At 61.7% G+C, this 25,822-nt stretch carries 27 protein-coding genes; 10 read left to right on the top strand and 17 right to left on the bottom strand.

The features are described from left to right. Positions 1-477: AAA family ATPase (locus Q1A44_RS21595; protein ID WP_299629473.1), on the bottom strand; the 477-nt coding region annotated here is incomplete at its 3' end. Positions 478-1,091: 614 nt separating this feature from the next. Between Q1A44_RS21595 and Q1A44_RS21590 the strand changes: the two genes are divergently transcribed. From Q1A44_RS21590 to yghX, 5 genes are all read left to right on the top strand, one after another. Next, positions 1,092-2,105: a replication initiation protein gene (locus Q1A44_RS21590; RefSeq protein ID WP_299629471.1), complete on the top strand. Its 1,014-nt coding sequence runs from the start codon at positions 1,092-1,094 to the stop codon at positions 2,103-2,105. Between the two features lie 12 nt (positions 2,106-2,117). Then, positions 2,118-4,076: a HAMP domain-containing sensor histidine kinase gene (locus Q1A44_RS21585; RefSeq protein WP_299629469.1), complete on the top strand. Its 1,959-nt coding sequence runs from the start codon at positions 2,118-2,120 to the stop codon at positions 4,074-4,076. Between the two features lie 48 nt (positions 4,077-4,124). Continuing rightward, positions 4,125-4,409, top strand: coding sequence for an AAA family ATPase (locus Q1A44_RS21580; protein ID WP_299629467.1), 285 nt, complete (start codon positions 4,125-4,127; stop codon positions 4,407-4,409). 67 nt (positions 4,410-4,476) lie between these two features. Then, positions 4,477-5,301, top strand: coding sequence for a DUF4143 domain-containing protein (locus tag Q1A44_RS21575; RefSeq protein WP_299629464.1), 825 nt, complete (start codon positions 4,477-4,479; stop codon positions 5,299-5,301). 90 nt (positions 5,302-5,391) lie between these two features. After that, entirely contained in the window at positions 5,392-6,279 is an 888-nt protein-coding gene (yghX, locus tag Q1A44_RS21570; protein ID WP_299629481.1) for a YghX family hydrolase, read from the top strand. 49 nt (positions 6,280-6,328) lie between these two features. Here the strand turns inward: yghX and Q1A44_RS21565 are convergent, their stop codons facing one another. The 10 genes from Q1A44_RS21565 to Q1A44_RS21520 all read right to left on the bottom strand — a co-directional run bounded on the left by Q1A44_RS21565 (position 6,329) and on the right by Q1A44_RS21520 (position 16,065). After that, positions 6,329-7,678 carry a sigma-54 dependent transcriptional regulator gene (locus Q1A44_RS21565; RefSeq protein WP_299629462.1) on the bottom strand — a complete coding sequence of 450 codons (1,350 nt, stop codon included), beginning with the start codon at positions 7,676-7,678 and terminating at the stop codon, positions 6,329-6,331. Between the two features lie 4 nt (positions 7,679-7,682). Beyond that, complete coding sequence (locus tag Q1A44_RS21560; RefSeq protein WP_299629460.1) at positions 7,683-7,808, bottom strand: hypothetical protein; 126 nt, start codon at positions 7,806-7,808, stop codon at positions 7,683-7,685. A gap of 3 nt (positions 7,809-7,811) precedes the next feature. Beyond that, complete coding sequence (locus Q1A44_RS21555) at positions 7,812-9,086, bottom strand: c-type cytochrome (RefSeq protein WP_299629458.1); 1,275 nt, start codon at positions 9,084-9,086, stop codon at positions 7,812-7,814. Next, positions 9,067-10,263, bottom strand: a complete 1,197-nt coding sequence (locus tag Q1A44_RS21550; protein WP_299629456.1) for a formate dehydrogenase subunit gamma — start codon at positions 10,261-10,263, stop codon at positions 9,067-9,069. Before Q1A44_RS21550 ends, Q1A44_RS21555 begins: the two co-directional genes overlap by 20 nt. 151 nt (positions 10,264-10,414) lie before the next feature. Then, positions 10,415-11,023 (bottom strand): formate dehydrogenase FDH3 subunit beta, encoded by a 609-nt coding sequence (fdh3B, locus tag Q1A44_RS21545; RefSeq protein WP_299629454.1) that lies wholly within the window; start codon positions 11,021-11,023, stop codon positions 10,415-10,417. Positions 11,024-11,035: 12 nt separating this feature from the next. Continuing rightward, the gene (locus tag Q1A44_RS21540) at positions 11,036-13,933 is read right to left on the bottom strand and encodes a formate dehydrogenase subunit alpha (protein WP_299629451.1); all 2,898 of its coding nucleotides are present in this window, start codon (positions 13,931-13,933) and stop codon (positions 11,036-11,038) included. 144 nt (positions 13,934-14,077) lie between these two features. Beyond that, a complete protein-coding gene (locus tag Q1A44_RS21535) occupies positions 14,078-14,266 on the bottom strand; it encodes a twin-arginine translocation pathway signal protein (RefSeq protein ID WP_299629449.1) in 189 nt (62 codons plus the stop codon). 55 nt (positions 14,267-14,321) lie between these two features. Beyond that, positions 14,322-14,930, bottom strand: a complete 609-nt coding sequence (locus Q1A44_RS21530; protein WP_299629479.1) for a molecular chaperone — start codon at positions 14,928-14,930, stop codon at positions 14,322-14,324. Positions 14,931-14,944: 14 nt separating this feature from the next. Next, the gene (locus Q1A44_RS21525) at positions 14,945-15,529 is read right to left on the bottom strand and encodes a DUF3306 domain-containing protein (protein ID WP_299629447.1); all 585 of its coding nucleotides are present in this window, start codon (positions 15,527-15,529) and stop codon (positions 14,945-14,947) included. Then, on the bottom strand, positions 15,526-16,065 hold the full coding sequence (locus Q1A44_RS21520; protein WP_299629477.1) for a DUF3305 domain-containing protein: 540 nt from the start codon (positions 16,063-16,065) through the stop codon (positions 15,526-15,528). The genes Q1A44_RS21525 and Q1A44_RS21520 overlap by 4 nt, the downstream gene beginning before the upstream one ends. 362 nt (positions 16,066-16,427) lie before the next feature. On the opposite strand from Q1A44_RS21520, the gene Q1A44_RS21515 reads away from it, so the two are divergent. Beyond that, positions 16,428-18,374 carry a 4Fe-4S binding protein gene (locus Q1A44_RS21515; RefSeq protein WP_299629445.1) on the top strand — a complete coding sequence of 649 codons (1,947 nt, stop codon included), beginning with the start codon at positions 16,428-16,430 and terminating at the stop codon, positions 18,372-18,374. Here Q1A44_RS21515 and Q1A44_RS21510 read toward each other — a convergent pair. After that, positions 18,368-19,102, bottom strand: coding sequence for a hypothetical protein (locus Q1A44_RS21510; RefSeq protein WP_299629443.1), 735 nt, complete (start codon positions 19,100-19,102; stop codon positions 18,368-18,370). The genes Q1A44_RS21515 and Q1A44_RS21510 overlap by 7 nt on opposite strands. Positions 19,103-19,158: 56 nt before the next feature. On the opposite strand from Q1A44_RS21510, the gene Q1A44_RS21505 reads away from it, so the two are divergent. The 4 genes from Q1A44_RS21505 to Q1A44_RS21490 are packed head-to-tail and all read left to right on the top strand — an operon-like array spanning position 19,159 to position 21,598. Beyond that, a complete protein-coding gene (locus Q1A44_RS21505; RefSeq protein WP_299629441.1) occupies positions 19,159-19,350 on the top strand; it encodes a DUF6494 family protein in 192 nt (63 codons plus the stop codon). A 3-nt stretch (positions 19,351-19,353) separates the two neighbouring features. Next, positions 19,354-20,415, top strand: a complete 1,062-nt coding sequence (locus tag Q1A44_RS21500; protein ID WP_299629439.1) for an Mrp/NBP35 family ATP-binding protein — start codon at positions 19,354-19,356, stop codon at positions 20,413-20,415. Continuing rightward, positions 20,412-21,119, top strand: a complete 708-nt coding sequence (locus tag Q1A44_RS21495; protein WP_299629437.1) for a biotin/lipoate--protein ligase family protein — start codon at positions 20,412-20,414, stop codon at positions 21,117-21,119. The genes Q1A44_RS21500 and Q1A44_RS21495 overlap by 4 nt, the downstream gene beginning before the upstream one ends. Then, a complete protein-coding gene (locus Q1A44_RS21490) occupies positions 21,119-21,598 on the top strand; it encodes a DUF6505 family protein (RefSeq protein WP_299629435.1) in 480 nt (159 codons plus the stop codon). Before Q1A44_RS21495 ends, Q1A44_RS21490 begins: the two co-directional genes overlap by 1 nt. Before the next feature lie 15 nt (positions 21,599-21,613). On the opposite strand, the gene Q1A44_RS21485 is transcribed toward Q1A44_RS21490, so the two are convergent. The 5 genes from Q1A44_RS21485 to Q1A44_RS21465 all read right to left on the bottom strand — a co-directional run. Continuing rightward, on the bottom strand, positions 21,614-22,414 hold the full coding sequence (locus Q1A44_RS21485; protein WP_299629433.1) for a substrate-binding domain-containing protein: 801 nt from the start codon (positions 22,412-22,414) through the stop codon (positions 21,614-21,616). Continuing rightward, positions 22,411-23,127 (bottom strand): ATP-binding cassette domain-containing protein, encoded by a 717-nt coding sequence (locus Q1A44_RS21480; RefSeq protein ID WP_299629431.1) that lies wholly within the window; start codon positions 23,125-23,127, stop codon positions 22,411-22,413. Before Q1A44_RS21480 ends, Q1A44_RS21485 begins: the two co-directional genes overlap by 4 nt. Continuing rightward, complete coding sequence (locus Q1A44_RS21475) at positions 23,121-23,825, bottom strand: ABC transporter permease (protein WP_299629475.1); 705 nt, start codon at positions 23,823-23,825, stop codon at positions 23,121-23,123. The genes Q1A44_RS21480 and Q1A44_RS21475 overlap by 7 nt, the downstream gene beginning before the upstream one ends. A 196-nt stretch (positions 23,826-24,021) precedes the next feature. After that, positions 24,022-25,020, bottom strand: coding sequence for a ParB/RepB/Spo0J family partition protein (locus Q1A44_RS21470; RefSeq protein ID WP_299629429.1), 999 nt, complete (start codon positions 25,018-25,020; stop codon positions 24,022-24,024). Continuing rightward, positions 25,017-25,822 (bottom strand): AAA family ATPase (locus Q1A44_RS21465; RefSeq protein ID WP_299629427.1); only part of this gene is annotated, 806 nt, incomplete at its 5' end. The genes Q1A44_RS21470 and Q1A44_RS21465, both read right to left, overlap by 4 nt.

The following is a 25,822-nucleotide window of genomic DNA, read 5'->3' as shown; positions in this document are numbered from 1 at the left end:
GAGGCCAAAAACCGACGTGGTGCTGGCCTGGCTGTCGCAATCCACAACGCAAACGCGGTAACCGCGCAAGGCGAGGTATTGCGCAAAATGGCAGACCATCGTGGATTTGCCGACGCCGCCTTTGAAATTCTGGATCGCCATGACCATCGCGCGGTCACTGTCGGCGCGGTGGGGCAGGGTGCCGAACACCTGCCGCATGCGGTTCACATCGGCAAGGGAATAGCCGGTGCGCCGCCCCGTCGTCGGGTCCTTTTCGGGCATGGGCAAACGGCCATCGGCTTCGGCGTCGCGGATCAGCTTGTCACTGCGCCCGACCATGTCGGCGGCGCGGCGCACGTTGAACCGCAGATCAAGCTGCTTTTGGTGGCCCGGCGCATAAAGCCTGTCGCGCAGGCGATTGATCACGGTCGCGGCGCGGGTGGCCAATTTGTCCAACTCGTCGAGCGAGACGGGGGGAAGGGCGGACTGCTCCATCATATACCTCTATGGGGTGTTTTGCGCGAATCATGACGGGTGCGGGCCTGTGCCTCAAGTGTAAACTTTTGAGGAGGGGGCGGAAAAAAGCGGAAATCGGGGCAGGGGGCACCAATGGTTGGAAAACAGGGGCATCGCGTGAATTCGCGTCACTGTTTTCATCGAGTATGCGACAGGAGTCCCAGAATGTAAGCTTTCAGTTGTTGCGCATCCTATGCAGCTGACCCCCTGAAAAATACCAAAAACAAATCACCCCTCTTATTCAAATTTCTTAGTGTTCTATGTTCTCTAACAGTAAACTATTGAGAAATATAAGGGAATCGAACCTGACCCTTACATCATGGGGTGGCTTGGCTTACAGATTGGGGCGCTAAGCCTTACGTTCCGGGGCCTCAAACCTTACGTTTTGGGTGGTCGTCTATCCTTACGTTTTGGGTGCAGAAACCCTCTGCGTTAGGCCCTTGTTTTACAGGGATTTATCGAATCACCCACGAATCGACCCCTATCAGCCGCTTGCGTTAAACCTTACAAATCGGGTGCACCCTTTTCATGGACGCAGGACCCTCCGCCTGTTAATCTTACATCACATTGCCCATCAGAGGTAAGCGAAGAGCAGCATGGCAGAGCGCCCCAAAACAGCATACCGGACGATCGACGCCCGGCCAAATGCCCAGAGCCTGGTCAAGCCCGGCGAGCTGGTGGACCTTGTCGAGGTCACGCCGCTGACCCTGGCTGATCGGCGCATCTATAACCAACTGTTGGAAAATGCGTGGGATGCTATCGACAAGCCGGTCACACATGTCATCTCGAAATCCGATCTGCGCGGGTCGCATAATTCCAACGACCGGGTCGGCACCTCGATCGAACGGCTTATGTCTGCCATCGTCAAGGTCCGTGTCACCCACGAGGGCGAGGACGCGATTGAGCGGGTGCAACTGCTGGGCGGCAATATCGAGACCACCCGCCGGGATGGTGTGCTGGAATACGAGATCCCGCCGCGCTTGCGCAAGGTGATCAAGGACAGCACCGTTTTTGCCCGGCTCCAGCGCGAAGTGATGTTTGCGCTGAGTTCCAAATATGCGCTGACCCTGTACGAGATGATCCAGAAACGCGGCAACCTGCGCTATCGTTCGTCTGAAAAATTCACGCTGGAGGATCTGCGCGGGGTCTTGGGCGTGCCCAAGGGCAAGCTGACGTCCTGGTCGAACCTCAAGTTGCGCGCGATTGATCCGGCGGTGGCAGAGGTCAACATGCTGTCGGATTATGTGGTGGAGATTGCACCGGTCAAAACCGGTCGCCGCGTCACCCATATCGAGCTGAAATGGTGGCGCAAGGACGGGGCAGGGACGGTGGAGGCCGAGCGCGAGCTGACCTTTTCCAAGGTCGGTCGCAAGGCGCGGATGCAAAGCACCACCGAAGAGGTCCGTCCACGCCCCGCCTGGCTGGATCGGATGGGCGCAGCGCTGCGCACCGAAACCTATGAAACCGCGCGGCTGCGCCATCCGGGTTTTGACATCTATCAGATCGAAAAGGAGTGGCGCGCCTGGGCCAAGGGCAAAGAGGCGCCCCGCGACCCCGACCGCGCCTACCTTGCCTTCTTCCGCAGCTTTGCGGAAAACAACCCGCTTTGATAGCGTGATCGCATGAACTCCGTCCGCTTTCGCCTGATGATCCTGGCCCTCGCCCCCATGGTGCTGTTGATGCCGCTGATGCTGTTTCTGGGCATGACGCGCTGGACAGCGGATTACGATCAGGTTCTGATCGCCAATGTGGAAAGCGACCTGCGGATTGCGGAACAGTATCTGTCGCGTCTGATGGTCGAAACGGGCGAAGAATTGCAGGCGGTCGCGGGCTCTGTCGAGTTTGCCCAAGCCGCGCCCGAGGCATTTGACGCGTTCTTTGACGCCAAGCGCGCGGCCCTGGGCCTGGATTTCCTCTATTACCTGCCGCCCGATGCGGTCACTGAGATCGCGGGCACCTGGCCAGTCGTCGATATGGCCGCGGCGGGCACCAGCCGGACCGAGATCGACATTTTCGCAGCCTCTGACCTTGAGGCTATTTCCCCCGACCTTGCCGCCCGCGCCCGTCTGCCCCTGATCGAGACGGAGGCCGCCGTGCCCACTGACCGCACCGTCGAGGATCGCGGCATGGTCATTCATTCCGCCACGCCAGTCGCCTTGCCCGGGCGCGGCGGCGTGCTGGTGGGGGGCGTTCTGCTGAACCGCAACCTGGCTTTTATCGATACGATTAACGCGCTGGTCTATCTGGACGAGGGGACGGGCGCGCTCCGCCAGGGCACCGCGACGCTGTTTCTTGAAGATGTGCGGGTGTCGACCAATGTGCGCCTGTTTGAGGATGTGCGCGCCCTGGGCACACGCGTGTCGGCGGCAGTGCGGGGTGAAGTGCTGGGCAACGGGCGCACCTGGCTCGACCGGGCTTTCGTGGTGAATGACTGGTATATTTCAGGCTACCTGCCGCTGACCGACAGCTTTGGCGCATATGTCGGCATGATCTATGTGGGCTTTCTGGAAGAGCCGTTTACGACGGCCAAACGCAACGCCTTCCTGTGGATTTTGGGGGCCTTTGCTGCCGTGGTCCTCGTCTCGGCCCCTTTGTTCTTTCGGCTGGCCAAGGGCATCTTTGCCCCGCTTGAACGGATGACGCACACCATGTCTCTGGTTCAGCGTGGCAACCTGTCGGCCCGAAATGGCTTGGGTGATGCCCATGACGAGGTTGGCCAGGTGGCGGGCCACCTTGATGATCTGCTGGATCAGGTCCAGCAGCGTGACCGCGACCTGCGTAGCCTGAACCAGGATTTGAATGACCGGGTCGAGAAACGCACCGCCGAACTGAAGCAGACCAATGCCAAGCTGGAAGACACGTTTCGGCAGTTGGTCATGAGCGAAAAGCTGGCCTCGATTGGCGAGATCACGGCCGGCGTCGCGCACGAGATCAACAACCCCGTGGCCGTCATTCAGGGTAATGTCGACGTAATCCGCGAAAGCCTGGGCGAGAGGAGTGAGGCGATCAAGACCGAGCTGGGCCTGGTCGATCGGCAAGTCTCGCGTATCCAGACCATCGTGGGCAAATTGCTGCAATTTGCGCGACCGGGTGAATTTGCCGATCTGGAGCAGGCAGTGCCGGTGGCCCCCGTGATCAAGGACTGCCTTGTTCTGGTCAACCATGTACTGTCACAGGGCAATATCAAGGTGCAGACGCAGGCCGACACCGATCTACAAGTGCGCATTGATCCCGGTGAATTGCAGCAGGTGTTGATCAATCTGATCATGAATGCGGTGCAGGCGATGGACGGGCAGGGGGTGCTGACCCTGCGCGCCGAACCGATGGCGCGGGATGGCGTTAACGGCGTGGCGGTGTCTGTGCAGGACACCGGGCCGGGGATTGATCTGGCGCTGATCGACCAGGTCTTTGCCCCGTTTTACAGCACCAAACAGGCCGAAGGGACGGGCCTTGGCCTCTCGATTTCGCAAACGTTGATTCAGCGGGCAGGGGGGTTGATCCGGGCGCGCAATCTGGCCGAGGGCGGCGCATGTTTCGAGGTTTGGCTGCCGGTTTATGTGTCTGATCCATTGGCAACTTGATCGAAATTAACTTTGTAAATCTTCCACATCTGGAATAAATGCAAGGTTATGATCACCCGATCGCATTTCGACCGTATCACCCAGGCGTCGGAAGCGCAGGCCGGCGTTGTTCTGCTGGGCCCGCGCCAAGTGGGCAAGACGACCCTGGCACAGGACATCGCGGCCAGCCGCGATGCCGTCTATCTCGACCTTGAACGGTCCGCTGATCGGCAGATTTTGGAAGAGCCGGACCTTTACCTTGATGAACAGGTGGGCCGCCTCGTTGTCATTGACGAAGTGCAACTGGCGCCCGGCCTTTTCGGGGCCTTGCGGGGCCTTGCGGGGCCAGATTGATCGCCGTCGCAGGGCGGGCCATCGGACGGGGCAGTTCCTGCTGCTGGGTTCTGCCTCAAATACGCTCTTGCAACAAAGCGCGGAGTCGCTGGTCGGCCGCGTCAGTTACCATGAATTGACGCCCTTCACGCTGGATGAGATCGGGCAGGGCGCATTGCAAGCCCTGTGGCTGCGTGGCGGATTTCCCGAAAGCTTTCTGGCAACGGACAGCCGCACCAGTCTGACCTGGCGCGAGGATTTTATCCGCACCTATCTGGAGCGTGATATTCCCGCCTTTGGCTTGCGCATTCCGGCGGCGACCCTGCGCCGGTTCTGGACGATGCTGGCGCATGAGCAAGGGGGCCTTTTGAACGCCGCGCGGATCGCGGCGGGTCTGGGCGTGTCGGGGCAAAGCGTGGCGCGCTATCTGGACCTTCTGGTTGACCTGATGCTGGTGCGACGTCTGCCGCCCTGGCACGTCAATGCGGGCAAGCGTCTGGTCAAATCACCCAAGGTCTACATCCGCGATCCGGGTCTGACCCATGCGCTGCTCGGGTTGGAAACGCCCGAGGCGCTGTTGGGTCATCCTGTGGTTGGTGGGTCTTGGGAAGGGTTCTGTATAGAGAACCTGATTGCAGCCGCCCCGCGTGGGACCGAGGCCAGCTTTTATCGTTCGTCCGCGGGGGCCGAGATTGACCTGATCCTGAAATTGCCCTCGGGCGCGCTCTGGGCGATTGAGGTCAAGCGGACCACCAGCCCCAAGGTCACGCGCAGGTTCCACACGGCGGCCGGTGATCTGAACGTGGCCGAACGGCTGCTGGTCTATGCCAGCGACCGCAGCGTGCCGGGGCAGGGCGGTGTGCGCGCCGTGCCCCTACATGCCGCAATGGAGCTGCTGCGGGCGCAAGGCTGATCGCCGCCGATCACGATTTGCTGCTTAGGTGGACTTTTGGGCAAAGGTGGCTACCCTCTATGGCACCGGCTCACCGCAAGGAGACAGATGATGAACCGCATGACGGCACGGGATTTTGATCAGGAACTCCTTGATCTGTATGACTTTTACGCTCACGGCAAAATCACAAAACGTGAGTTTCTGGATCGTGCGGGCAAGTTCGCGGTGGGTGGTCTGACGGCCGCCGCGCTGCTTGGCATGCTTAGCCCCAATTATGCCATGGCCGAACAGGTGTCGTTCAACGACCCTGACATTCACGCCGATTACATCATGTATCCTTCGCCCAACGGGACGGGCGATGTGCGGGGCTATCTGGTGCGCCCTGCCACTGTCCAAGGGCCGCTTCCGGCCGTGCTGGTCATTCACGAAAACCGTGGCCTGAACCCTTATATCGAAGATGTGGCGCGCCGTCTGGCCAAGGCGGGTTTCATGGCGTTGGCCCCCGATGGTCTGACATCGGTGGGGGGGTATCCCGGCAACGATGCAGATGGGCGCGAATTGCAACGCACGGTGGACCGCGTCGCATTGATGAACGACTTTTTCGCCGGGTTTGAGCATCTATTGGCCCGTGATGACAGCACCGGGCGTGTTGGTGCTGTCGGGTTTTGCTATGGTGGCGGTGTGGTTGGCGCGATCTCGGTGGCGTACCCCGAGTTGGCTGCTGGTGTCCCGTTCTATGGCCGCCAACCCGCTGCCGAAGACGTGCCCCGGATCGAGGCGCCATTGCTGATCCAGATGGGCGAGTTGGACGAGCGTATCAACGCAGGCTGGCCCGATTTCGAGGCCGCGTTGATTGCCAATGATAAAATATATGAAGCGCATATTTACGAAGGCGCGAACCACGGTTTCCACAACGACAGCACGCCCCGCTATGACGAGGCGATGGCCAACCTCGCCTGGGATCGCACGATTGGATGGTTCAACACTTATCTGACGTAGGATTGCCTGTAATCAGATTTATGTTAAATTTGTAGGGTCTGCCAAAGAACTACTCCGACCATACCGCCAGTTTGCGGTCGATGGTTTTACGCGACACGCCCAGACGGCGCGCGGCCTCGGCGCGGTTGCCGTCGCAGCGGTCCAGCATCCGCAGGATGTGCCGTTGAGTGACCAGATCAAGGTTTTCGATCGCCTGTGCACCCGTCACTCCGCCATCGCCCGAAAACGCATCGGGAAATGCGCCCAGGATCACGGACCGTTCGATCAGGTTGCGCAATTCGCGCACATTGCCGGGCCAGTCATATCGGCGCAGTTTCAGCAGGGTTTCAGCGTCCAGTTCGAGTGAGGGCATCCCGAGGCTGGCGGAAAAGTGGTCCATGAAATGGGCAGCCAGCTCGACAATATCCTCCATCCGGTCGCGCAGGTGGGGCATGTCGATCTTGACCACGTGAATACGGTGATAAAGGTCCGCGCGGAACCGGTTTGCGGCCACCGCCGCCTCGATGTCGTCATTGGTGGCGAACAAAAACCGCAGGTTCAGCGGGATCTCGCGTTCTGCCCCTACGGGGCGCACCTTTTTATCCTCAAGCACCCGCAACAGGGCCGCCTGTACCGTCTCGGGCATCTGCGCCACCTCGTCCAGAAACAGCGTGCCCCCATCGGCCAGCAGCAACAGACCGGGTTTCAGGTGGTCCTCCCCCTCGACCGAGCCAAAGAGTTCTTCGGCAAAGCGGTCGGGATGCAAAGTCGCGCAATTGATCGGGACAAAAGGCGCATCGGCGCGGTCGGATGCCTCGTGCAAATGGCGGGCGGCAAGTTCCTTGCCCGTCCCGCTCGCCCCGGTAAAGAGCACCGGCGTCGGCAAAGGGGCGAGGCGATTCAACATGCTGCGCACCGCCTCCATCGGGTCGGAATTGCCCAGCAACTTGCCGCGTTGCGCACCGGTTGACAGCTCGCGGCGTAGAAGCGTGTTGTCCCGTTGCAGATATTTGCGGTCAAGCGTCCGGGCGACCGCGCTCAGGATCTGGTTTGCGCGGAACGGTTTCAGAACAAAGTCGCTGACGCCCGCGCGCAGCGCCGCAATGGCGGTTTCCAGATCGGCATAGGCGGTGATCATGATCACGTCGGCAAAAAAGCCTTTGCGCTGCTGCTCGCTCAGCCAATCCAGACCCGTGCCGCCGGGCATCAGATTGTCGATGATCACCAGATCATACTGCGCCTCGTCCAGCGCCTTGGACGCTTGTGCGGGCGACCCCACCGCATCGACCCGCTTGACCCGCGCTTGAAACGTCTTGGTCAGAAAGTGGCGCATGCCGACCTCGTCGTCGATCACCAGGATCGACGCACCGGCCAGCGAGGTGCCGTACATGTCGGGCGTGGCCCGCGCCGCCTCGGTCATGCGCTCAATCCAGACGCACCGCGTTGCCCGATCCGCGCGCCTCTGCGGAATAACCCACCTCCTGCAGCACGAAATACGATCCGACCGCAATCACGATCATCGCGGCAAAGCCCATAAACATGGCTCTCATGGTTCACTCCTTGTTGGTGGCCGTGCGCAGAAATGCGATCAGATCGGCCCGGTCTTGGGGTTGCGCGATCACCTGCATCGGCATCTTTGAGCCAGGAATATAGTGATCAGGGCCCTGGTCAAACAGGGCGTCGATGGTTGTGTCGGTCCAGATGATGTCTGATCCCTCCAGGATGGGGGAATACCGGTAGCCGGGCAATGCCCCGGCCGGCCTGTCAAAGACGCCGTGCAGGGTCGGCCCCGCTTTGCGCGAGGGGCCTGCCTCAAGGCTGTGACAGATCGAGCATTTGCGCATGAACTGCCGTTCCCCGTTGCTCATGGTGTTTGCGTCCCGCAGAAAGCTGCGCGTGTCGCCCCCGGCCGGGTCATAGGTATCCAGAAGGGCCACGGGCCAGGCATAGATCACATCATCGATACCCCCCGCATGGATCACGTCGCCCGCGCTGGAAAAGGCCAGCGCCCAGACTGGCCCTTGCCGCATGGCGCGGAAATCGCGGGTGATCCGCCAGTCATTGGTATCCACCATCATGATGTGCCCCTCGCCGTCCCCGATGGCCAATTGGCCTGTCGCTGCATGATGCGTCATGGCAAGGATCGGACGGCGGTCCAGGGTAAAGTCGGCAATCTGTGCACTACTTTCCGCATCAATCACCCGAGTGCCGCCATCGACAGCCCCATATGCAACCCACCCATCACCCACATGCAGCCGGTTGATCCCGAACCCATGCCGCACCATGGGCCGGGGCGTGTCGCGGGTTTCCATATCATAGCGCAGCAGATCGCCTTTGGACGTGGTCGCAAAGAGGGCCGCGCCATCGGCTGAATAGGCCACCGCATTCACCCCCGCCCCGGCATAGGGCAAAGTCACGGGTGCCCCCTGCCCCAGCGGCCAAAGGATGATGTCACCATCCCACGATCCGCTTGCAATTGCAGTGCCGTCCGGGGCGGCGGCGAGGGATGTTACCTTGCCTTTGTGTTGGCCAATCTTGCGCGGGGTGTCGCCCCAATGCCAGATGGCAAAGTCGTCGCCCCCGGTGATCAGCGAACCATCGACACCCTCGGCAATGGCCGTCACCGCCGCGTCATGCCCTTCGAGCCAGCGGGGCACCTGCCCCGTCCAGATGCCAACCGCGTTGTCGAAACTGGCCGAGGCCAACGTGCCATCGCGCGTCACAACCAGCCCCATGATCGGCCCGCCATGGCCTTTGTAGGTGGTGAACTCCTGTGCCCCGGCAGGCAGGGCGAGGCACAGCAACAGGCTACTCAGCAGGCGTCGCATCTTTGGGTGCTGCCTTGCCTTTGGCTTCCAACTCTTCGAGCCAGAGGGAATGGTGCTGCCGGGCCCAGGCCTCGTCCACTTCGCCCGATCCCATGGCGTCATAGGCCCCCTCCATACCGACCGAGCCGATATAGATGTGGGCAATGATGATCGCCATCAGGACAAAGGCGACGATGGCGTGCCAGGCTTGGGCGTATTGCATTTCCTCGTGCGGGGCGAGGCCGATGGGCAGCGGCCCGTAGATCGGCAGCGATTCAATGCCCACGCTGCGCATCAGGTCAAAGGTCTTCATGAACATCGGCAACTCGAAGGGGAAAAGCAGCGACACACCCGACAGCGAGATGGAACCGCCCAGCAGGATCACAGACCAAAAGATGATCTTTTGCCCGCCGTTGAACTTTTTCGCCGGCGGGTGTTTGGAGCCGACGATACCCCCCGCTTGCGCAAACCAGGTGATGTCCGTGCGGTTCGGAATGTTGTGCCAGACCCAAAGGAAGAACACGGCGACCAGCGCCACGATGAACGCCCAGGCGACGTTGTTGTGGATGTATTTCGAGGCCAGCAAAAGCGTGGCGTTGAACTCTTTGGAGATATAGGGCGCGATGAACATCCGCCCGAACAGGGTCAACAGCCCGGTGATGCCCAGCAGGATGAAAGAGCTTGCCAACAACCAGTGCGAGGCGCGTTCAAAGGTTTTGAACCGGGTCACGGTGCGGCCGGTTTTCTCGTAATCCAGCTTGACCCGCCCCCGCAGGATGAAAAACACGATCAGCAGGGCAATCGTGCCCAAGAGCAGATAGCCGCCATATTTGGCCAGCGGCCCCTCGCGGAATTCGAGCCAGGACATGCCACCGTCCTGGATCAGAACCGACGCCACCTCGCCACCCGAGGAGACGGTGATGTCCGCCGACCCAAAGCGCAGCGCGCGCCACAATTCAGGGTCTGACGAGCCGCCCAGCGTGCCCAGTTGCGAGGCCATGCCAGCGGCGCTGTCAGGGTCGCCCAGATTTTCGCGACGGAACGTCTGGTCGACCTCTTCGCCCCTTTGGCGGGCCAGAATGTCTTCGAGCGTTGTTGCGCCGCCGGTGGCGGAGCGGTCGGGTGCCGGGGCGGTGTCTTGTGCCATGGCCGGGAGGGCCAGAAACAGCGCAGTGATCACACTCAAAAGCGTTCGCATGATTGTCCTCGATCAGGTGCAGTGTCCGCTTTCTTCAAAGGAAAGCGGATCGGAAACTTTCAAAGTTTCCGGAGGCGGATTTTGTGAAACCTGCCCCCGGGGGTGGCCCAAGCGCGACGCATGATCGCGCTTGGGCTGTGCATGTGCGGGTTCAGCCGCCCTGGTTGCCGTAGGCAGAGCCCCAGCCCCAAGCGCCCGAGCCAAAGCCACGGGCCACGACGCGCTCGCGGTAGATGTTGGCGACAATGTCGCCATCCCCCGCCAGCAGTGCCTTGGTCGAACACATCTCGGCGCAGATGGGCAGTTTGCCCTCGGCGATCCGGTTGCGACCGTATTTGGCGAACTCGGCTGTGGAATGCGTCTCTTCCGGGCCACCGGCGCAGAATGTGCACTTGTCCATTTTGCCACGGCTGCCAAAGTTGCCTGCCTGCGGGAATTGCGGCGCGCCGAAGGGGCACGCGTAAAAGCAATAACCACACCCGATGCAGAGGTCCTTGGAGTGCAAAACCACCCCGTCCTCGCTTTGGTAAAAGCAGTCGACCGGGCAAACGGCCATGCAAGGCGCGTCAGAACAGTGCATGCAGGCCACAGAGATCGACCGTTCGCCGGGATCACCATCATTGATGGTCACCACGCGGCGGCGGTTGATGCCCCAGGGCACTTCATGCTCGTTCTTACAGGCTGTCACACAGGCGTTGCATTCAATGCAGCGCTCGGCGTCGCACAGGAACTTGGCTCTCGCCTGTCCTCCTAATGCCATGTCGTATCCTCCTTACGCTGTCCAGATTTTGCAAAGAGTGGCTTTCGTCTCTTGCATCTGGGTTACTGAATCATAGCCATAGGTCTGGGCTGTGTTGGTGGATTCACCAAGCACATAGGGGTCCGCCCCGTCGGGGTATTTGGACCTCTGGTCTTCGCCCTGGAAATGCCCACCAAAGTGGAACGGCATAAAGGCAACGCCCGCGCCGACCCGGTTGGTGACCATCGCCATAACCTTGACCTTGCCGCCTTCGGGCCCTTCGACCCAGACCTGCGCGCCATCACGCACACCAAGGTTGTTGGCGTCCCGCGTGTTGATCTCGACGAACATGTCCTGCTGCAGCTCGGCCAGCCACGGGTTCGACCGTGTCTCGTCGCCGCCGCCCTCATATTCGACCAAGCGGCCGGAGGTGAGGATAATCGGATAGTCCTTCGAGAAGTCCTGCTTTTGGATCGACGCATAGAGCGTCGGCAGGCGGTAGGCGTGACGGTCCTCGTAGGTGGGGTAATCCGCCACAAGGTCTCTGCGGTTTGTATACAGAGGCTCGCGGTGGACAGGCACCGGATCGGGGAAGGTCCACACAACGGTACGGGCCTTGGCATTGCCAAAGGGCGCACAGCCATGCTTGATCGCGACCCGCTGGATGCCGCCCGACAGATCGGTCTTCCAGTTGGTCTTGGGCCCTGCAACGGCATCAATGGCGGCGCGTTCGTCCGCCGTCAGATCACCGTCCCAACCCAGATCCATCAGCATCTGCATCGTGAATTCGGGATACCCATCCTGAATTTCCGACCCAACGCTATAGACCCCTTCGGCCAGCAGGTTTTCACCGTCCCGCTCAACGCCAAAGCGCGCACGGAAGGTCAGACCCCCCTCAGCCACGGGCTTGGACATGTCATAGAGGTTCGGCGTGCCCGGGTGGTTCATCTCGGGCGTGCCCCAGCTGGGCCATGGCAGACCGTAGTAATCGCCGTCAGCAGGGCCACCGATGGCCTGCAACGTGGTGCGATCAAACGTGTGCTGGTTCGCCATGTGCGTTTTGATGCGCTCAGGGCTTTGACCTGTATAGCCAACCGTCCACATGCCGCGATTGATCTCGCGCAGCGTGTCTTCCGGCTCGGGGGTCAGGCCGTCTTCTTCCAGTTTGATGTTGCGGAAGAGACGATCGTGGAACCCGAACTTCTGGGCCAGCAGGGCAATGATCTCTTCATCCCGTTTGGATTCAAACAGGGGATCAATGACCTTTTCACGCCACTGGATCGACCGGTTCGACGCCGTGACAGAGCCGCGCGTTTCGAACTGGGTACAGGCAGGCAGAAGATAGACACCATCGGTGCGATCATGCAGCACGGCAGAGACAGTGGGGAACGGGTCAATGACGACCAGCATGTCCAGCTCTTCCATGGCCTTCTTCATCTCGACCATACGGGTCTGAGAGTTTGGCGCGTGGCCCCAGAATACCATGGCCCGCACCTTGTTCGGGTTGTCCATGTTTGCCGGGTCCTCAAGGACGCCATCGATCCAGCGCGAGACGGGAATGCCCGACAGGTTCTGAAGCGATTTTTCCTTGCCGTCGGCACCTGTGGTCGTGGCGAACTGGCCGCCCAGCCATTCGGGGTCTTCGTCCCAGACGCGGGCCCAGTGGGCCCAGGCCCCACCCGACAGACCGTAATAGCCTGGCAGAGTGTGAGACAGAACACCCAGGTCCGTGGCGCCTTGCACGTTGTCGTGGCCGCGGAAAATGTTGGTGCCGCCACCTGCGGTGCCCATGTTGCCAAGGGCCAGTTGCAAAATGCAGTAGGCGCGGGTGTTGTTGTTGCCGTTGGTGTGCTGCGTGCCACCCATACACCAGATCACGGTGCCGGGGCGGTTGTTGGCCAGGGTACGGGCCACACGTTTCAGCTGCGAACCGGGAGCACCGGTCACACGTTCGACTTCTTCAGGGGTCCACTTGGCGACCTCTTCCTTGATCTGGTCCATGCCCCAGACACGGGTGCGGATGAACTCTTTGTCCTCCCAACCGTTTTCGAAGATGTGGTACAGAATACCCCAGACCAAAGCCACGTCGCTGCCAGGACGGAAGCGCACATACTCGTCCGCATGGGCGGCCGTGCGGGTAAAGCGCGGGTCACACACGATGACGGGGGCGTTGTTCTGTTCCTTGGCGCGGAGCAGGTGCAGCAGGGACACAGGGTGTGCCTCGGCCGGGTTGCCACCGATGATAAAGATCGCCTTGGAATTGTGGATGTCGTTGTACGAGTTCGTCATCGCACCATAGCCCCAGGTGTTTGCAACACCGGCAACCGTGGTCGAGTGACAGATCCGGGCCTGGTGATCCACGTTGTTCGTGCCCCAATAGGCAGCGAACTTGCGGAACAGATAGGCCTGTTCGTTATTGTGCTTGGCCGAACCCAGCCAATAGACAGAATCCGGTCCGCTTTCTTCGCGGATGTTCATCATGCCGCCGCCGATCTCGTCGATGGCCTGCTCCCAGCTGACGCGCTTCCATTCCCCGTTTTCTTTCTTCATCGGGTACTTCAAGCGACGCTCGCCGTGGGCGTGTTCACGAACTGCGGCACCCTTGGCGCAGTGAGCACCCAGGTTAAAGGGGCTGTCCCAGCCGGGTTCCTGACCCGTCCAGACGCCATCCTGTACCTCGGCCACGACCGTACAGCCGACCGAGCAATGCGTGCACACTGTCTTTTTCAAATCTACCTGCCCCGCGACAGCCGTCGCAGCGCTGGCCTGTGTGACGGTTCCGCCTGTGGCAGCAATCGCTGACAGACCCCCGATCACCAGTCCCGATCCGCGCAAAAACGCGCGGCGGTCCACCGAGGCATTCGCAGCCTCAGACAGGATACTTGTCCGCTGGGGGCGTCTCGCAACCCCGTTGGTCTTTTTCCTAAGCATTTCTCTCTCCCTTGCTCGCATCCCCTTGCCGGGTTCGCTTGCTTGGCTTCATTCGGATCGCAGCAGTCGGGCGTCACGCAACCAGTCGCTGGGCTCCTGCCATGTCCGGGCTTATTCCCGGGCGCGGCCTCTCATGTGTCCGGCTCAGAACCGGGCGCTGTCAAAATACGCACGCGTGTGCGCGGTATCCTGCATCTTCTCCAGGCTCAGATCCGGCTCTGCCGCCTCTGCCCCGGTTGTTCCGGCTGCAACCGCCACCGCCGCAATCGGCGCCGTGGTTGTGGCCAGCTTCAGAAAGTCGCGGCGCGATGCACCCTCTTCTTTCTTGCTCATGCGAAAAGTCTCCTTTCGCTGGTGGGGGGCGGTTGCCCGCCCCATTTGACGCGGATCACTCCGCCCCGCTCATCCGAAAGGCTTCCGCCTCCACAGACATGAAAGTTTTACCGACCGTGCCCACGGGGCTGTAAAAGACCGAATTTTTGGCCTCTTCCAGATCGGTAAAGAAATGTGACGCCCAGGGGGCCACATGGGTGTTGAAGAACTGCTTTTGCGCCGCCACATCAGCGGGCCGATCAAAACGGCCCACGATCATCGCGCCCATCATCTCCATCAGGCTGGCAATGCTGTCTTCGGGTTCAAACACGGTGTCCGAGCGCTGCATGCCCTTGGCCGTCATCGCCTGACGCAGCGCAGCCAGCGGTTTTTCATTCAGGAATCCGGTCAGGTAATAGCTGGCAAAGGGCAGCAACTCGCCCCGGCCCAAGCCGATGAACAGCTTGTTGAATTCGCTCTCCGCCGCCTTGGGCTTGGTGACTTTCGCCAGCTTGGCCAATGTGCCGATGGCCTGGCCCAGTTCCGTGTCGTCTCCCGACAGGCCCGCCGTCTGGGTCAACAACATCTCGTCCGGCGGATTGGCCAGCAGCGCACCCAAAAAGTTGTAAAGGTCCGCACGGGCGCGATCCATGTCGCTGATCGTGGTATCGGGGGCGGCTGTCATTTCGGGGTCATCCATTATACAGTGTCAAAGGCAAAGCGCATCCGGCGCTGGGGCATGGCCACCGGCGCGGGTTCAGGCTCGGGAAGGGGGTCGGGAGTGGCCGCAACGGTCACGGGGGCCTCTTCCTCGGCCTCGATCGGGGCGTCTATCTCTTCTTCTTCGGGCGTCTCGTCCGTGATCTCGTCGTCTTCGTCATCCTCGACAAAGGCGGTCAGCATCCCCTTGCCCACCTGATACACGGTTTGCATGTTTTCGATGACCATGGCGGCATCGGTGAAATCCTCGCCGTAATCGACAAGGCCATCCAGATTGGCGAGCAACGGGTTCAACCGCCACAGCCGACGCAGCGCGCGGGTCTTGAGCCGCTGTGGCACGGCAGAATTCAGGAACTCCCGCACCTGATCAGGGCTTTCCAGCGCTTCAGGCTCTGCCAGGTCCAACTCGGCCAGGATCTCTTCGTCCGACCGCTCGGCCAGTTGCGCCTCTTGGGCATCGGCCACGCGGGCGGCATCAACGGCCTCTTCGACCTGGGCCTCGGCCTCAACTCCGGCCCGGCGGCGCGACCAGAAATCGCGGGGTTTGTGCTGCGCGCCGCTCAATTCATCCGCCTCCGCTGACGGGCGGGCGAGGCATAGATGTCGGCCGCCGACGCGATGCGCGGATCGCCAATGCCATCCTGCACAAGGTCCGTCCGTTTCTTGTCGCGCTTGCGCTTGATGAACACCTCGTCCTCGTGGAACGCGGTGACAAAATCCTGCACCCAGGCCAACAGCCCCTCGGGCATCGGCACCTTTTCCACGATCTCTTCGCCGCTGTCGGTATAGTCCTGCGCCTCGTAAGGGGACGCGGTGACCAGCAGAACGTCCAGCGGCTCAGCCCCCTCATCCTCGCTTTCGCGCATCACCACATAGATCGACGGCACCTCCGCGGACAGGCCATGCAGATAGGCCTCGGTTTCGGCCCCATGCAGGTCAAGGGTCAGGGTGGCGGCGTGGTACTCGACCGCCTCGCCTTCACGTCGCAGCTCTTGCCAGTTGGCCTGGCCCGCGCCGGGCAACACCGCAACCGCTTTCCAGGAGTGAGAGGCCCATCGCGTCACACCGGGCAGGCGCCGCAAAACGACGCCCAATGGCATGGTCCGATGCTGGTTTGGGTTGCGGATCACCCTATGTCCTCCCGTTAACGATTATTAAACTGCCGTATTTTTCATCCGAGAAGCGTTTTGTTGGCCGCGAACTGCCCTTGCGCCATGTTTTCGCAATTTGGCCAGCCTGTCCGGGGCCGCAGCGCGTCAAAGGACGAAATGTCTAACTCGACTGATTAAGTCGGGAATACCATCGCATACAGAAAAGCGAATCACTTGGCCGTCGCAGCGACGAATCGGCACCGGACCTGACCGGAAATCGATTTGTGAAGTGATGCGAATCATGTCTAGGCTGGCGCAAACAGGCGGGCGGAAACGGGGCAATTTTCGCCGCCGCCAAAGGGGAGAGTACAGTGGTCAAATCATTGATAACATGCGATTGTTTGGGCACCCAAACCATCGATGCATCCGCCCTGTCCGAGGCCACCGGCCTGGACGTTCGCCCCCCCTGTTCCGCACTCTGCACCACCCAATTGGACCGCGCTCAAGCCGCCCTTGAGGGGGGTGACGCAGTTTTTTGCTGCACCCAGGAGGCCCGCGTTTTCGAGGAACTGGCAGAGGGTCTTGACCGCCCTGCCCCGCCCACGCTCGACCTGCGCGACCGTGCGGGTTGGAGTGCGGATGACGTTCCAAAACTGCCCAAAATGTCCGCACTGATTGCCGAGGCGATGCTGCCCGAGGCCCCGGAAAAGACGGTTGATGTGATCAGTGAAGGGCTCTGCCTGATCCTCGGCCCTGCCGATGTGGCGTTGAACGCCGCCGAACAGCTCAAGGATCATCTGGGCGTCACAGTTCTGATCGACGACGCAAGCGCCATGCCCGACACCCGCGCCTTTGACGTGGTGGTGGGCAAGCTGCGCCGCGCCGCTGGCACATTTGGCGCGTTCGAGGTTGTCATCGACGCCCTGCAACAGGTGGAACCGGGCGGGCGCGGCGGCTTTGGCCTGACCGATCCGCGCGACGGGGCCGTATCGCAATGCGACATCATTCTGGACCTGCGCGGGCAAACCCCGCTCTTTCCCGCGCCGGACAAACGCGACGGATACCTGCGCGCCGATCCGACCCACGCGCCCGGTGTGGCCGCCGCCGTCATGGCCGCTTCGCATATGACCGGCACCTTTGAAAAGGTCCTCTATGTGCAGACGGCCCCCCTGCTCTGCGCCCATTCCCGCGCGGAACAGACCGGCTGCACCAATTGCCTGGATCTGTGCCCCACTGGGGCAATCACGTCCGCCGGCGATCACGTGGCGATTGACCCGATGGTCTGTGCCGGTTGCGGAGCGTGCTCTGCCGCCTGCCCGTCCGGTGCGATCACCTATGACGCGCCGCCCGTTGATCACACGATGCAGCGGGTCCAGACGCTGGCCAAGGCGTTCCTCGCCGCCGGCGGCACCGCGCCGCGCCTTCTGGTCCACGACGCCCATGGGGCCGAGATGATCCGCCTTTCGGCCCGTCACGGGCGCGGCCTGCCCGCCGATGTGATCCCGATGGAGATGTCGGCCATCGGTGCTTTCGGCCATGCCGAGGCGGTCGCGGGCCTTGGCGCTGGCTTTGCCTCCGTCACGTTCCTGCCCGGCCCCACCACAGATGTGTCTGCGTTAGAGACGCAGATTGCCCTGACCTCGGCCATTGCGGGCGCGGGCAAGGCCACCCTGCTTGACACCACAGACCCCGACGCGATGAGTGATGCGTTGTATGACGCAACCGTCCCTGCCCCCATCGCGCAGCCCGTCCGCCCCATGGGCACCCGCCGCCAGATCACGCGGCAAGCCGCCAAGGCATTGCACCCCGGCACCGATCAGCTGCCTCTGCCTGCGGGTGCGCCCTATGGGGCCGTCTTGATCGACACCGACGCCTGCACGCTTTGCCTGTCTTGCGTTTCGCTCTGCCCTTCTGGCGCACTGGGGGACAATTCCGACAAACCCCAGCTTAGGTTTCAGGAAGACGCCTGTTTGCAATGCGGCCTCTGCGCCAATATCTGCCCCGAAGACGCTATCACCTACGAGCCGCGCCTTGACCTGACTGACGCGGCGCTGCGCCAGGAGATCCTCAACGAGGAAGAGCCGTTCCCCTGCATCGAATGCGGCGCGCTCTTTGGCTCAAAATCGGCCATCGACCGGATCACCGACAAGCTGAAAGATCACGCGATGTTTGCGGGCGACAAGCTGCGGATGATCCAGATGTGCGACAACTGCCGAGTGAACGCGCAATTCCACGCCACAGACAACCCGTTCCAGGGTGGCGAAAAACCCCGCGTGCGCACGACCGAAGACTACCTGTCAAAGCGGCGCGATCACTGATGTTGCAGCGGCGCGCCCAGATCAGCGGGGTCAATGATGGCCACGTAGGCCAGGATTGCATCCAGGTCGTCCAGCGTCATTGTGATGGGCGAAATGGGCGAGGGGCGATCCAGCGGAAACGGGCCGGTCACGTCCTCGACCTGGGTAAAGGCGCCATGAGGGTTCAGCACATAGAAGGCGGCAAAGCGCGCCTCCCAATCTTCGAACCCGCGCATCACGAAAAAGCTGGGGGACGAGCCTATGCCAAAGATGCCCCTGCCCCGCTCGGTCACGTGACAGCGACTGCATTTGGCATAGGACACCTCTTTGCCCGCGATGGCCAGGGCCGTCACTTCGACAGCGACCGCTTGCGTGTCTTCCGCGGGCGGGGGCGCAAAAATCGGTGTGCCTTGGGGGGCAAAGCTCAGGATGGTGCGGGCACCGATATCAGAGCGCAACCAATCGGCAAAACGGTCGGCGCCCTTGGTGTCGCGCCGCTGGTCCAGATGCCAAACCGTATCCAGCCCGGAAAACAGCGCGCGGCCCTCCGCGCCCAAAATCAGATCGGCCGCCTCGGCGGTGTCGACAATATCGACCCTAACTTGGGTTTTCAGGGAAAAACGCGGCTTGATATGCTGCACCAGCCCACTTTCGATCAGGGCGGGCGCGGCATAAAGCGCGACCTGCCGGTCATCGGCCCTTGCAAGGCCGGGCAACAACACCACAATCAAAACAACAAGGATGCGCATGCCGCCAGATTAGGCACCGCGCGCGCAGTCCGTCAACGTCAAGGAGAGCCACACCCATGAGCGACGATTTCAACATGTCCATGCGAAAGTTCCTGAAACAGGTCGGCGTGACCTCGCAGCAGGCGATCGAAGAGGCGGTGCGCACCGGTGGCAGCAGCGGCAAAACCTATGCGGTCAAAGCCGTCATCACCATCGACGCGCTGGACATGACCCACGAGGTCACCGGCACCATTTCCGGGCAGGACTGACGCGTGAGCACAAGCAGGGAACAGGTCCTGGACGTCCTCAAGGGGATCGAGGCGCCGGGCGGCGACATCGTGGCCAGCGGCGTGATGCGCGCGCTGAACGTAGCGGACGGCACTGTGCGCTTTGTCATGGAAATCAACCCGGCCGACGCCGCCATCTATGAGGATATCAAGGGCAAGGCCGAGGCGGCCATTGGCGCGCTGGACGGCGTGGATCAGGTTTCGATCGTCCTGACCGGTCACACCGAAAAGGCCCCGCCGCCCGACCTTGGGCTGGCCAAGAAAGCCGAGCCCAAGGGCCCGCAAAAGATCCCCGGCATCGACCGCATTCTGGCGATTGCGTCCGGCAAGGGTGGCGTCGGCAAATCCACCGTCTCGGCCAACATCGCCTGCGCGCTGGCGCAACAAGGGCGGCGCGTCGGCCTTTTGGATGCGGACGTTTACGGCCCCTCGCAGCCCCGGATGCTCGGCGTATCCGGGCGGCCCGCCTCGCCCGATGGCAAGACGATCCTGCCCATGCGCAACCACGGTGTGACGATGATGTCCATCGGCCTGATGACGAACGAGGATCAGGCGGTGGTCTGGCGGGGGCCGATGCTGATGGGTGCCTTGCAACAGATGATGACGCAGGTGCAGTGGGGCGCGCTCGATGTGCTGATCGTTGACCTGCCGCCCGGCACCGGCGATGTGCAGATGACGCTGGCGCAAAAGGCCCCGGTGGATGGGGCGATAATTGTCTCTACACCGCAGGATGTGGCCCTGATTGATGCGCGCAAGGGGATCGACATGTTCAATCAGTTGAATGTGCCCATTGTCGGTATGATCGAGAACATGAGCACGCACATCTGCTCTAACTGCGGGCATGAGGAACATGTGTTTGGCCATGGTGGCGTCGCGGCTGAAGCGGCCAAACTGAACGTGCCGCTCCTGGCCGAGGTGCCGCTTGATCTGCAAATTCGCCTGGCCTCGGACGGGGGTGCGCCCATCACGGTCAGCCAACCGGACGGGACGCAAGCCAAGGCGTTTCAGGACGTGGCCGCAGCTTTGATCGCAAAGGGTGTTGCATGATCGCTGAAGCCGACATCACCTTTCCCCCGCTAATGTGGGGCGAGGTCGCGAATGACAGTGCTTTTGATCATGCTATGATGAAGGCGACACTGGGTTGTGACGCCGGGCTGATCGCTTACAAATTGGGTGCCGATGCGGTCGAAGCGGCGCTGGTTTTCGCCCCGGAAGTCCCCTTGCGCACCGCGATGGCCATGCTGCCGCTGTGCGGTGTGGGGTTGCAAAATGCACTGGGGGCCCTGGCCCCGCCCGAGGTCGCAGTGCACCTGGAATGGCAGGGCGGCATCCGCGTCAACGGCGCGCGCTGTGGCGCGTTTCGGGCAATGGCCTCTGACCCTGATCCCGAGGCTGTGCCCGATTGGCTGGTCGTGGGCTTTACCCTGCCGCTGGTGCCCGCACTTGAGGACACTGGGCTTACCCCGGATGAAACGGCCTTGTTCGCCGAGGGCTGCGCCGATGTTTCGCCCCCCCACCTGCTTGAGGCTTGGGCGCGGCATACCTTGAACTGGCTGAGCCGGTGGGAAGAAAGCGGGCCCGCCGCCCTGCATGCCGAATGGCGGGGGCTGGCCTATGGCATTGGCGAAGAGGCACAAAACCAGTCCCTAACCGGGACATTCCTGGGCATCGACGAGGAATTCGGGATGCTGCTGCGCGACGACACAACCACCCATCTGATCCACCTCACCACCGTACTGGAGACATCGTGATGAAACTGGCACGTGCGATCCATTTTGACGAAAGCGATATGAACGTCTTTGCCAGCCCGGCCCGTACGGGCGAATGGTGCATCTCGGGCGGTTTCGAGTTTTCCGACTGGGGCGAGGGCGACCTGACCGGCAAGGCGCGGCAGGCTTTTGCCAATGGTTGGTTCGGCTTGGAAACCGGCGGGCGCGTGACTTTTGTCGCGGTGACTCAGCTGGAACAGCCCGAGTTAGAGACGCTTACCGTCCTTTTGGCCCAGCATTTCGTAACCTATTACGGCGCGCCGTCGGTTGAGGCGGCCACGCCTGTTGCGGCCGAGGAATTGGCGCAAATGGTAGAACTGTGTGAAGATCACCTGGCCAACACCCTACTTACCGTTGCGCGGGAGTTGACAGAAGCGGGCGTGCGAGAGACCTATCGCACCATTGCACCGCAGGATGCGGGGCTGGATCAGTTCGCTATCCACGGCGATATGGATCACTAAACCCGCTATCGGAGCCTATTTCGCGTTGAAGACAAACAGCGTCTCGCCGTCGATGGTGTAGCCGTTGATCAACTCGGCGGCGCGAGGGGAGGTCAGCCAATCCTCAAGTTTGGTCACAAGCTCCGCTTTTACGTGCGGGTGCCGGGCGGGATCAACCGGCAGAAAAGCGTATTGGTTGAACAGCACCGGATCGCCAGAGAACAGCAACGCAAGCCCCCCCTTGTTCCCGAAGTTCAGCCAACTGGCACGGTCGGACATGATGTAGGCATCAAGGCCCGACGCGGTGTTCAACGCGGCCCCCATACCCGCACCCACAGCCCGGTACCAGCGCCCAAACCCGTCCGCATCAAGACCTGCGTTTTGCCACAAGCTCAGCTCTTTCTTATGGGTGCCACTGTCGTCACCACGGCTGACAAAGCTGGCCTCCGCCATCGCGATGGCGCTCAGGGCGTCGGTGACCTGCGTGGCGTCCTTGATCCCGGCGGGGTCATCCGCGGGGCCGATCAGGACGAAATCGTTATACATGATTTCGCGCCGATGGGTGCCGTACCCCTCGGCCACAAACGCCTCTTCGGCGGCGCGGGAATGGACCAGGATCGCGTCAACGTCCCCTGCCCGCCCAAGCTTGAGCGCCTGGCCTGTTCCGACCACCAAAAGCTGCACGTCCAACGCCAGATCCTTCTGGATTTCTGGCAGCAGCACTTTGGCCAGGCCCGAGTTGTGAAAGGAGGTCGTGACAGCCATGCGCAGCGTCTCGGCCTGCGCACTGACCGCCGCAAACAGCGCGAGGCTGCTGATGATCAAAAACTGTTTCATTCGACGATATCCCCGTTGATGAATGCCCTAGCCTCTGGCGTGGCGGCGTCTTCAAAGAATGCGGTGGCCGGCCCGGTTTCGTGCACCTTGCCTCCCAGCATGAAGACTACCTTATCGGCGACACGGCGGGCTTGACCCATATCATGTGTCGACAGAATAAGCCGCGTGCCGTTTGCTTTGGCGTGGCTCAAAATTCCTTCGATCTCGCGCGTGGCGCGCCCATCAAGCGAGGCAGTTGGCTCGTCCAGAAAGACAAGTGCAGGCTCCGTGATCAGTGCCCGCGCGATGGCAAGCTTTTGTTGCTCGCCGCCCGACAAGACGCCCGCCCTGTGGCACAGAAGATCAGACAGGCCAACCCGCTCCGCCCACTCCTGCGCCGACCTGCGCGCCACCGCCTTGGCCACCCGCCGCAGGCGCAGCGGATAGGTCAGGTTTTCCTCGACCGTGCGGCGTAACACGATGGGCCGTTGAAAGACAAAAGCCTGATGATGGCGCGCCTCCGCCGTGTCGCAGGCCCAATTGATGCGCCCAGCCGTCAATCGCGCCGTGCCGTGCATCAGCCGCAAGAGCGTCGTCTTGCCCGCCCCATTCGGCCCGATCACGACGCACAGGCCCTGCCCGTCCAGACTCAGATCGACAGGCCCAACCAGCCGTTTGCCGCGCCGCGACGTCTCGGCCCCCGCGAGGATCAGAGGGAACAACTCGGTCACCATCGGCTGTCCCGTTCCGTCTGGCCGACCCAGTGGATCAACAGGTTCACCCCAAGCGCCAGTGCGATCAGGATGAAGCCGAGGGCCAGCGCCAGAGCGAACTCCCCCTTGCCGGTTTCCAGCGCAATGGCAGTGGTCAGCACGCGGGTTGCGTTGTCGATATTGCCACCCACGATCATGATGGCGCCCACCTCGCCAATCCCACGGCCAAAGCCTGCGAGGGCGGCGGTCAAAAGGGCACGACGCGCATCCCACAGCAAGGTGCGCATTTTCTGAAATTGCGACACGTTGAGGGAGATCAGAAGGTCGTGATATTCGGCCCAGAGATCGCGCAAGGATTGGTGCGCGATAGACGCGATCAGCGGCACGATGATGATCACCTGCGCCACGATCATCGCCGTGGGCGTGAACAGCAGACCGAGCGCGCCCAAGGGGCCGGAACGGGACAGAAAGATATAGACGATCAGGCCCACGACCACCGGCGGCAAGCCCATGAGCGCGTTCAGGATGGCGATGACGCTGCGCCGCCAGCGGAACCGACGCACGGCCAAAAGAGCGGAAAGGGGTAGGGCGATGATGCAGGCGATCACCAACGCCGTCAGGGTCACACGCAACGAGCGCAGCGCGATCTCGGCCAGTTCGGCGTCGAACGTGACGACCAGCCAAAAGGCGTGGCGCAATCCCTCCCATAGATCGACGATGGCCGATCCTCCTTGTCGTATTTCGTTGCTGAAATTGACGGGTTTTGGGCAGGAGTGCCAGCCCTGTTTGCGGACACTGCCAGCTTGTCCCGGCGCTGGTTCCAGGCGGCAGGCTCAGGGGTCGTTTTGACCCACTGTCGGGAAATTGCCCATGGGCAACTTTTTGGTTGGGTCGGGAAAATTGCCCATGGGCAATTTACGATTTGCCACCCTCGAACCGGGCCTTGAGGTACGCGTCAAAAGCCGCCGAAAGCTGCGCACGTGTGGCGGCCGCCTCAAACTCCATCCGAACCTTGTGGCCCTTTTGAACCACAGAAATCCCTTTGTCGCCCGCGGCGCGGCGGTACACTGTCCCGTCCTGCGCGGGCTTGGCCTGCACTGGCTTGCCTGCTCGCACGAGGCGACGCATCACGGCCATCGCATCGACGAAAGACCCCCGACCGCTGCGCGCTTGCGCCTGCTCGCGACCTATGGCGGCGGCCTCTTCGAGCACCGCGCGGGCACTGTCAGGCTGCGCCAGGAGCGGTTTCAATTCCCGTGCATTACGTTCGCGGAGATCCCGAATGCTGGGAAAAGCGGTCACAATCGCCTCGGGCAGTTTCGCCAGTTGCAGATAGCGCGACAGCCAAGGTTGGCTGACTTCCAACCGTTCAGCCATCGCCTTTTGCTTGCCCCCGTAATAGCGCGCCACCGCGTCGGCATAATCCAAAGCGCGTTCGTAATCCGAGATATCCTCGCGGTCGCGATTCTCGATATCGGCGAGGCGAAACGCCTCTTCATCCGTCAGGATGCGCGGCTCGACCAGGTATTTGAATTGGGTGTAGTTATGCGCACGCAACCAGCTGATGGCAAAGTGGCGACGCGCGCCACAGATCACCTCGTAGTCGTAATTCACGTCATCCACAGGCCGCACAATCGCGGCAAATTCCTGTTGCCCCTGACTGCGAATGCCGTCGATCAGGTCGCGGCAATTGTCTTCGGTCAGCAGGGCGTAGTCGCGGTTGTGCCGCTCCCACATCCGACAGCGGGCCGGGTCGATCCAGCGCAGCGTCTTTTCCTCAACCTCGCCCGTCAGCCGATCGCTGATCGCGGTGGAGCGTTTGAGGAACCGCGCGCCTGCCCGGTCAGAACTGTCCGGGACCGCGTCCAGATCGCTCAGGACATCGTCGAAAATGGCATCATGTTTGCGGCTCATAGCAGCCCCTCCTTGCGCAGCCCAGCGTGGTGGCTGGGCCAGGTCTTGCGGATCAGCACCTCGATCTCGCGGCACGTGGCATCCAGGTAAGCGCGGCAGCGTTTGTGTGTCTCGGTCCGGGTCGCGGGGCCGGTAAGCTCATAGACGGTGGACAGATTCGCCGCCGCATTGTCGATCTCGGCGCTGTCCTTGAGCACCGATTGCAACATGTCGAGGGGAAAGACCGCGTCCATCATCCGTTTGATCGCCATATGCGCCGATTTGCTGTCGTTCATCTTGGTTGCCAGGATCTTAACAAATGCATAATCGCGCGTACCCCCGTGGCGGGCGAGCTCATTGAGCGTGGCCCCGAGCATCTTGAGGAAATGCGCGGTCGAGCCGAAATCAATGTTGTTGGGCGGGGCCGGGATGATCAGCGCATCCGCCGCGCGCAACACTGACAACGACAGCATGCCAAGCGCCGGGGGCGGATCGAGCAGAATGACGTCGAACCGGTCCTTGATCGTTTCCAACCCGTCGCGCAGCCGGTCGAGCACAAAGACCTGTTCGCGCGCCATACGGGCGGCGAATTCATATTCGGCGTCGTAAAGGCCCAGATTGGCAGGGATCAGCGCGATGTTGGGCCAATACGTGGCACGCAGGGCATAGCTGAGGTCCTGGGGGCCACCATGGCGAAAGAAGGGGTAGAGCGTGTCTTCCTCCTCGTCCACATCCACATCGGGGTTGAGGCCAAAAACCGACGTGGTGCTGGCCTGGCTGTCGCAATCCACAACGCAAACGCGGTAACCGCGCAAGGCGAGGT

This window comes from uncultured Tateyamaria sp., assembly GCF_947503705.1.
Lineage (GTDB): Bacteria > Pseudomonadota > Alphaproteobacteria > Rhodobacterales > Rhodobacteraceae > Tateyamaria.
The sequence above is the reverse complement of the archived record's forward strand: the minus strand, read 5'-3'. Positions and strand labels throughout refer to the sequence as shown.

Bases quoted from the DNA above. Each gene is read 5' to 3' on its own strand.
- Q1A44_RS21590 (WP_299629471.1), top strand. From the start codon at position 1,092: ATGGCAGAGCGCCCCAAAACAGCATACCGGACGATCGACGCCCGGCCA.
- Q1A44_RS21585 (WP_299629469.1), top strand. From the start codon at position 2,118: ATGAACTCCGTCCGCTTTCGCCTGATGATCCTGGCCCTCGCCCCCATG.
- Q1A44_RS21580 (WP_299629467.1), top strand. From the start codon at position 4,125: ATGATCACCCGATCGCATTTCGACCGTATCACCCAGGCGTCGGAAGCG.
- yghX (WP_299629481.1), top strand. From the start codon at position 5,392: ATGAACCGCATGACGGCACGGGATTTTGATCAGGAACTCCTTGATCTG.
- Q1A44_RS21565 (WP_299629462.1), bottom strand. From the start codon at position 7,678: ATGACCGAGGCGGCGCGGGCCACGCCCGACATGTACGGCACCTCGCTG.
- Q1A44_RS21560 (WP_299629460.1), bottom strand. From the start codon at position 7,808: ATGAGAGCCATGTTTATGGGCTTTGCCGCGATGATCGTGATTGCGGTC.
- Q1A44_RS21555 (WP_299629458.1), bottom strand. From the start codon at position 9,086: ATGCGACGCCTGCTGAGTAGCCTGTTGCTGTGCCTCGCCCTGCCTGCC.
- Q1A44_RS21550 (WP_299629456.1), bottom strand. From the start codon at position 10,263: ATGCGAACGCTTTTGAGTGTGATCACTGCGCTGTTTCTGGCCCTCCCG.
- fdh3B (WP_299629454.1), bottom strand. From the start codon at position 11,023: ATGGCATTAGGAGGACAGGCGAGAGCCAAGTTCCTGTGCGACGCCGAG.
- Q1A44_RS21540 (WP_299629451.1), bottom strand. From the start codon at position 13,933: ATGCTTAGGAAAAAGACCAACGGGGTTGCGAGACGCCCCCAGCGGACA.
- Q1A44_RS21535 (WP_299629449.1), bottom strand. From the start codon at position 14,266: ATGAGCAAGAAAGAAGAGGGTGCATCGCGCCGCGACTTTCTGAAGCTG.
- Q1A44_RS21530 (WP_299629479.1), bottom strand. From the start codon at position 14,930: ATGACAGCCGCCCCCGATACCACGATCAGCGACATGGATCGCGCCCGT.
- Q1A44_RS21520 (WP_299629477.1), bottom strand. From the start codon at position 16,065: ATGCCATTGGGCGTCGTTTTGCGGCGCCTGCCCGGTGTGACGCGATGG.
- Q1A44_RS21510 (WP_299629443.1), bottom strand. From the start codon at position 19,102: ATGCGCATCCTTGTTGTTTTGATTGTGGTGTTGTTGCCCGGCCTTGCA.
- Q1A44_RS21505 (WP_299629441.1), top strand. From the start codon at position 19,159: ATGAGCGACGATTTCAACATGTCCATGCGAAAGTTCCTGAAACAGGTC.
- Q1A44_RS21495 (WP_299629437.1), top strand. From the start codon at position 20,412: ATGATCGCTGAAGCCGACATCACCTTTCCCCCGCTAATGTGGGGCGAG.
- Q1A44_RS21490 (WP_299629435.1), top strand. From the start codon at position 21,119: ATGAAACTGGCACGTGCGATCCATTTTGACGAAAGCGATATGAACGTC.
- Q1A44_RS21485 (WP_299629433.1), bottom strand. From the start codon at position 22,414: ATGAAACAGTTTTTGATCATCAGCAGCCTCGCGCTGTTTGCGGCGGTC.
- Q1A44_RS21480 (WP_299629431.1), bottom strand. From the start codon at position 23,127: ATGGTGACCGAGTTGTTCCCTCTGATCCTCGCGGGGGCCGAGACGTCG.
- Q1A44_RS21470 (WP_299629429.1), bottom strand. From the start codon at position 25,020: ATGAGCCGCAAACATGATGCCATTTTCGACGATGTCCTGAGCGATCTG.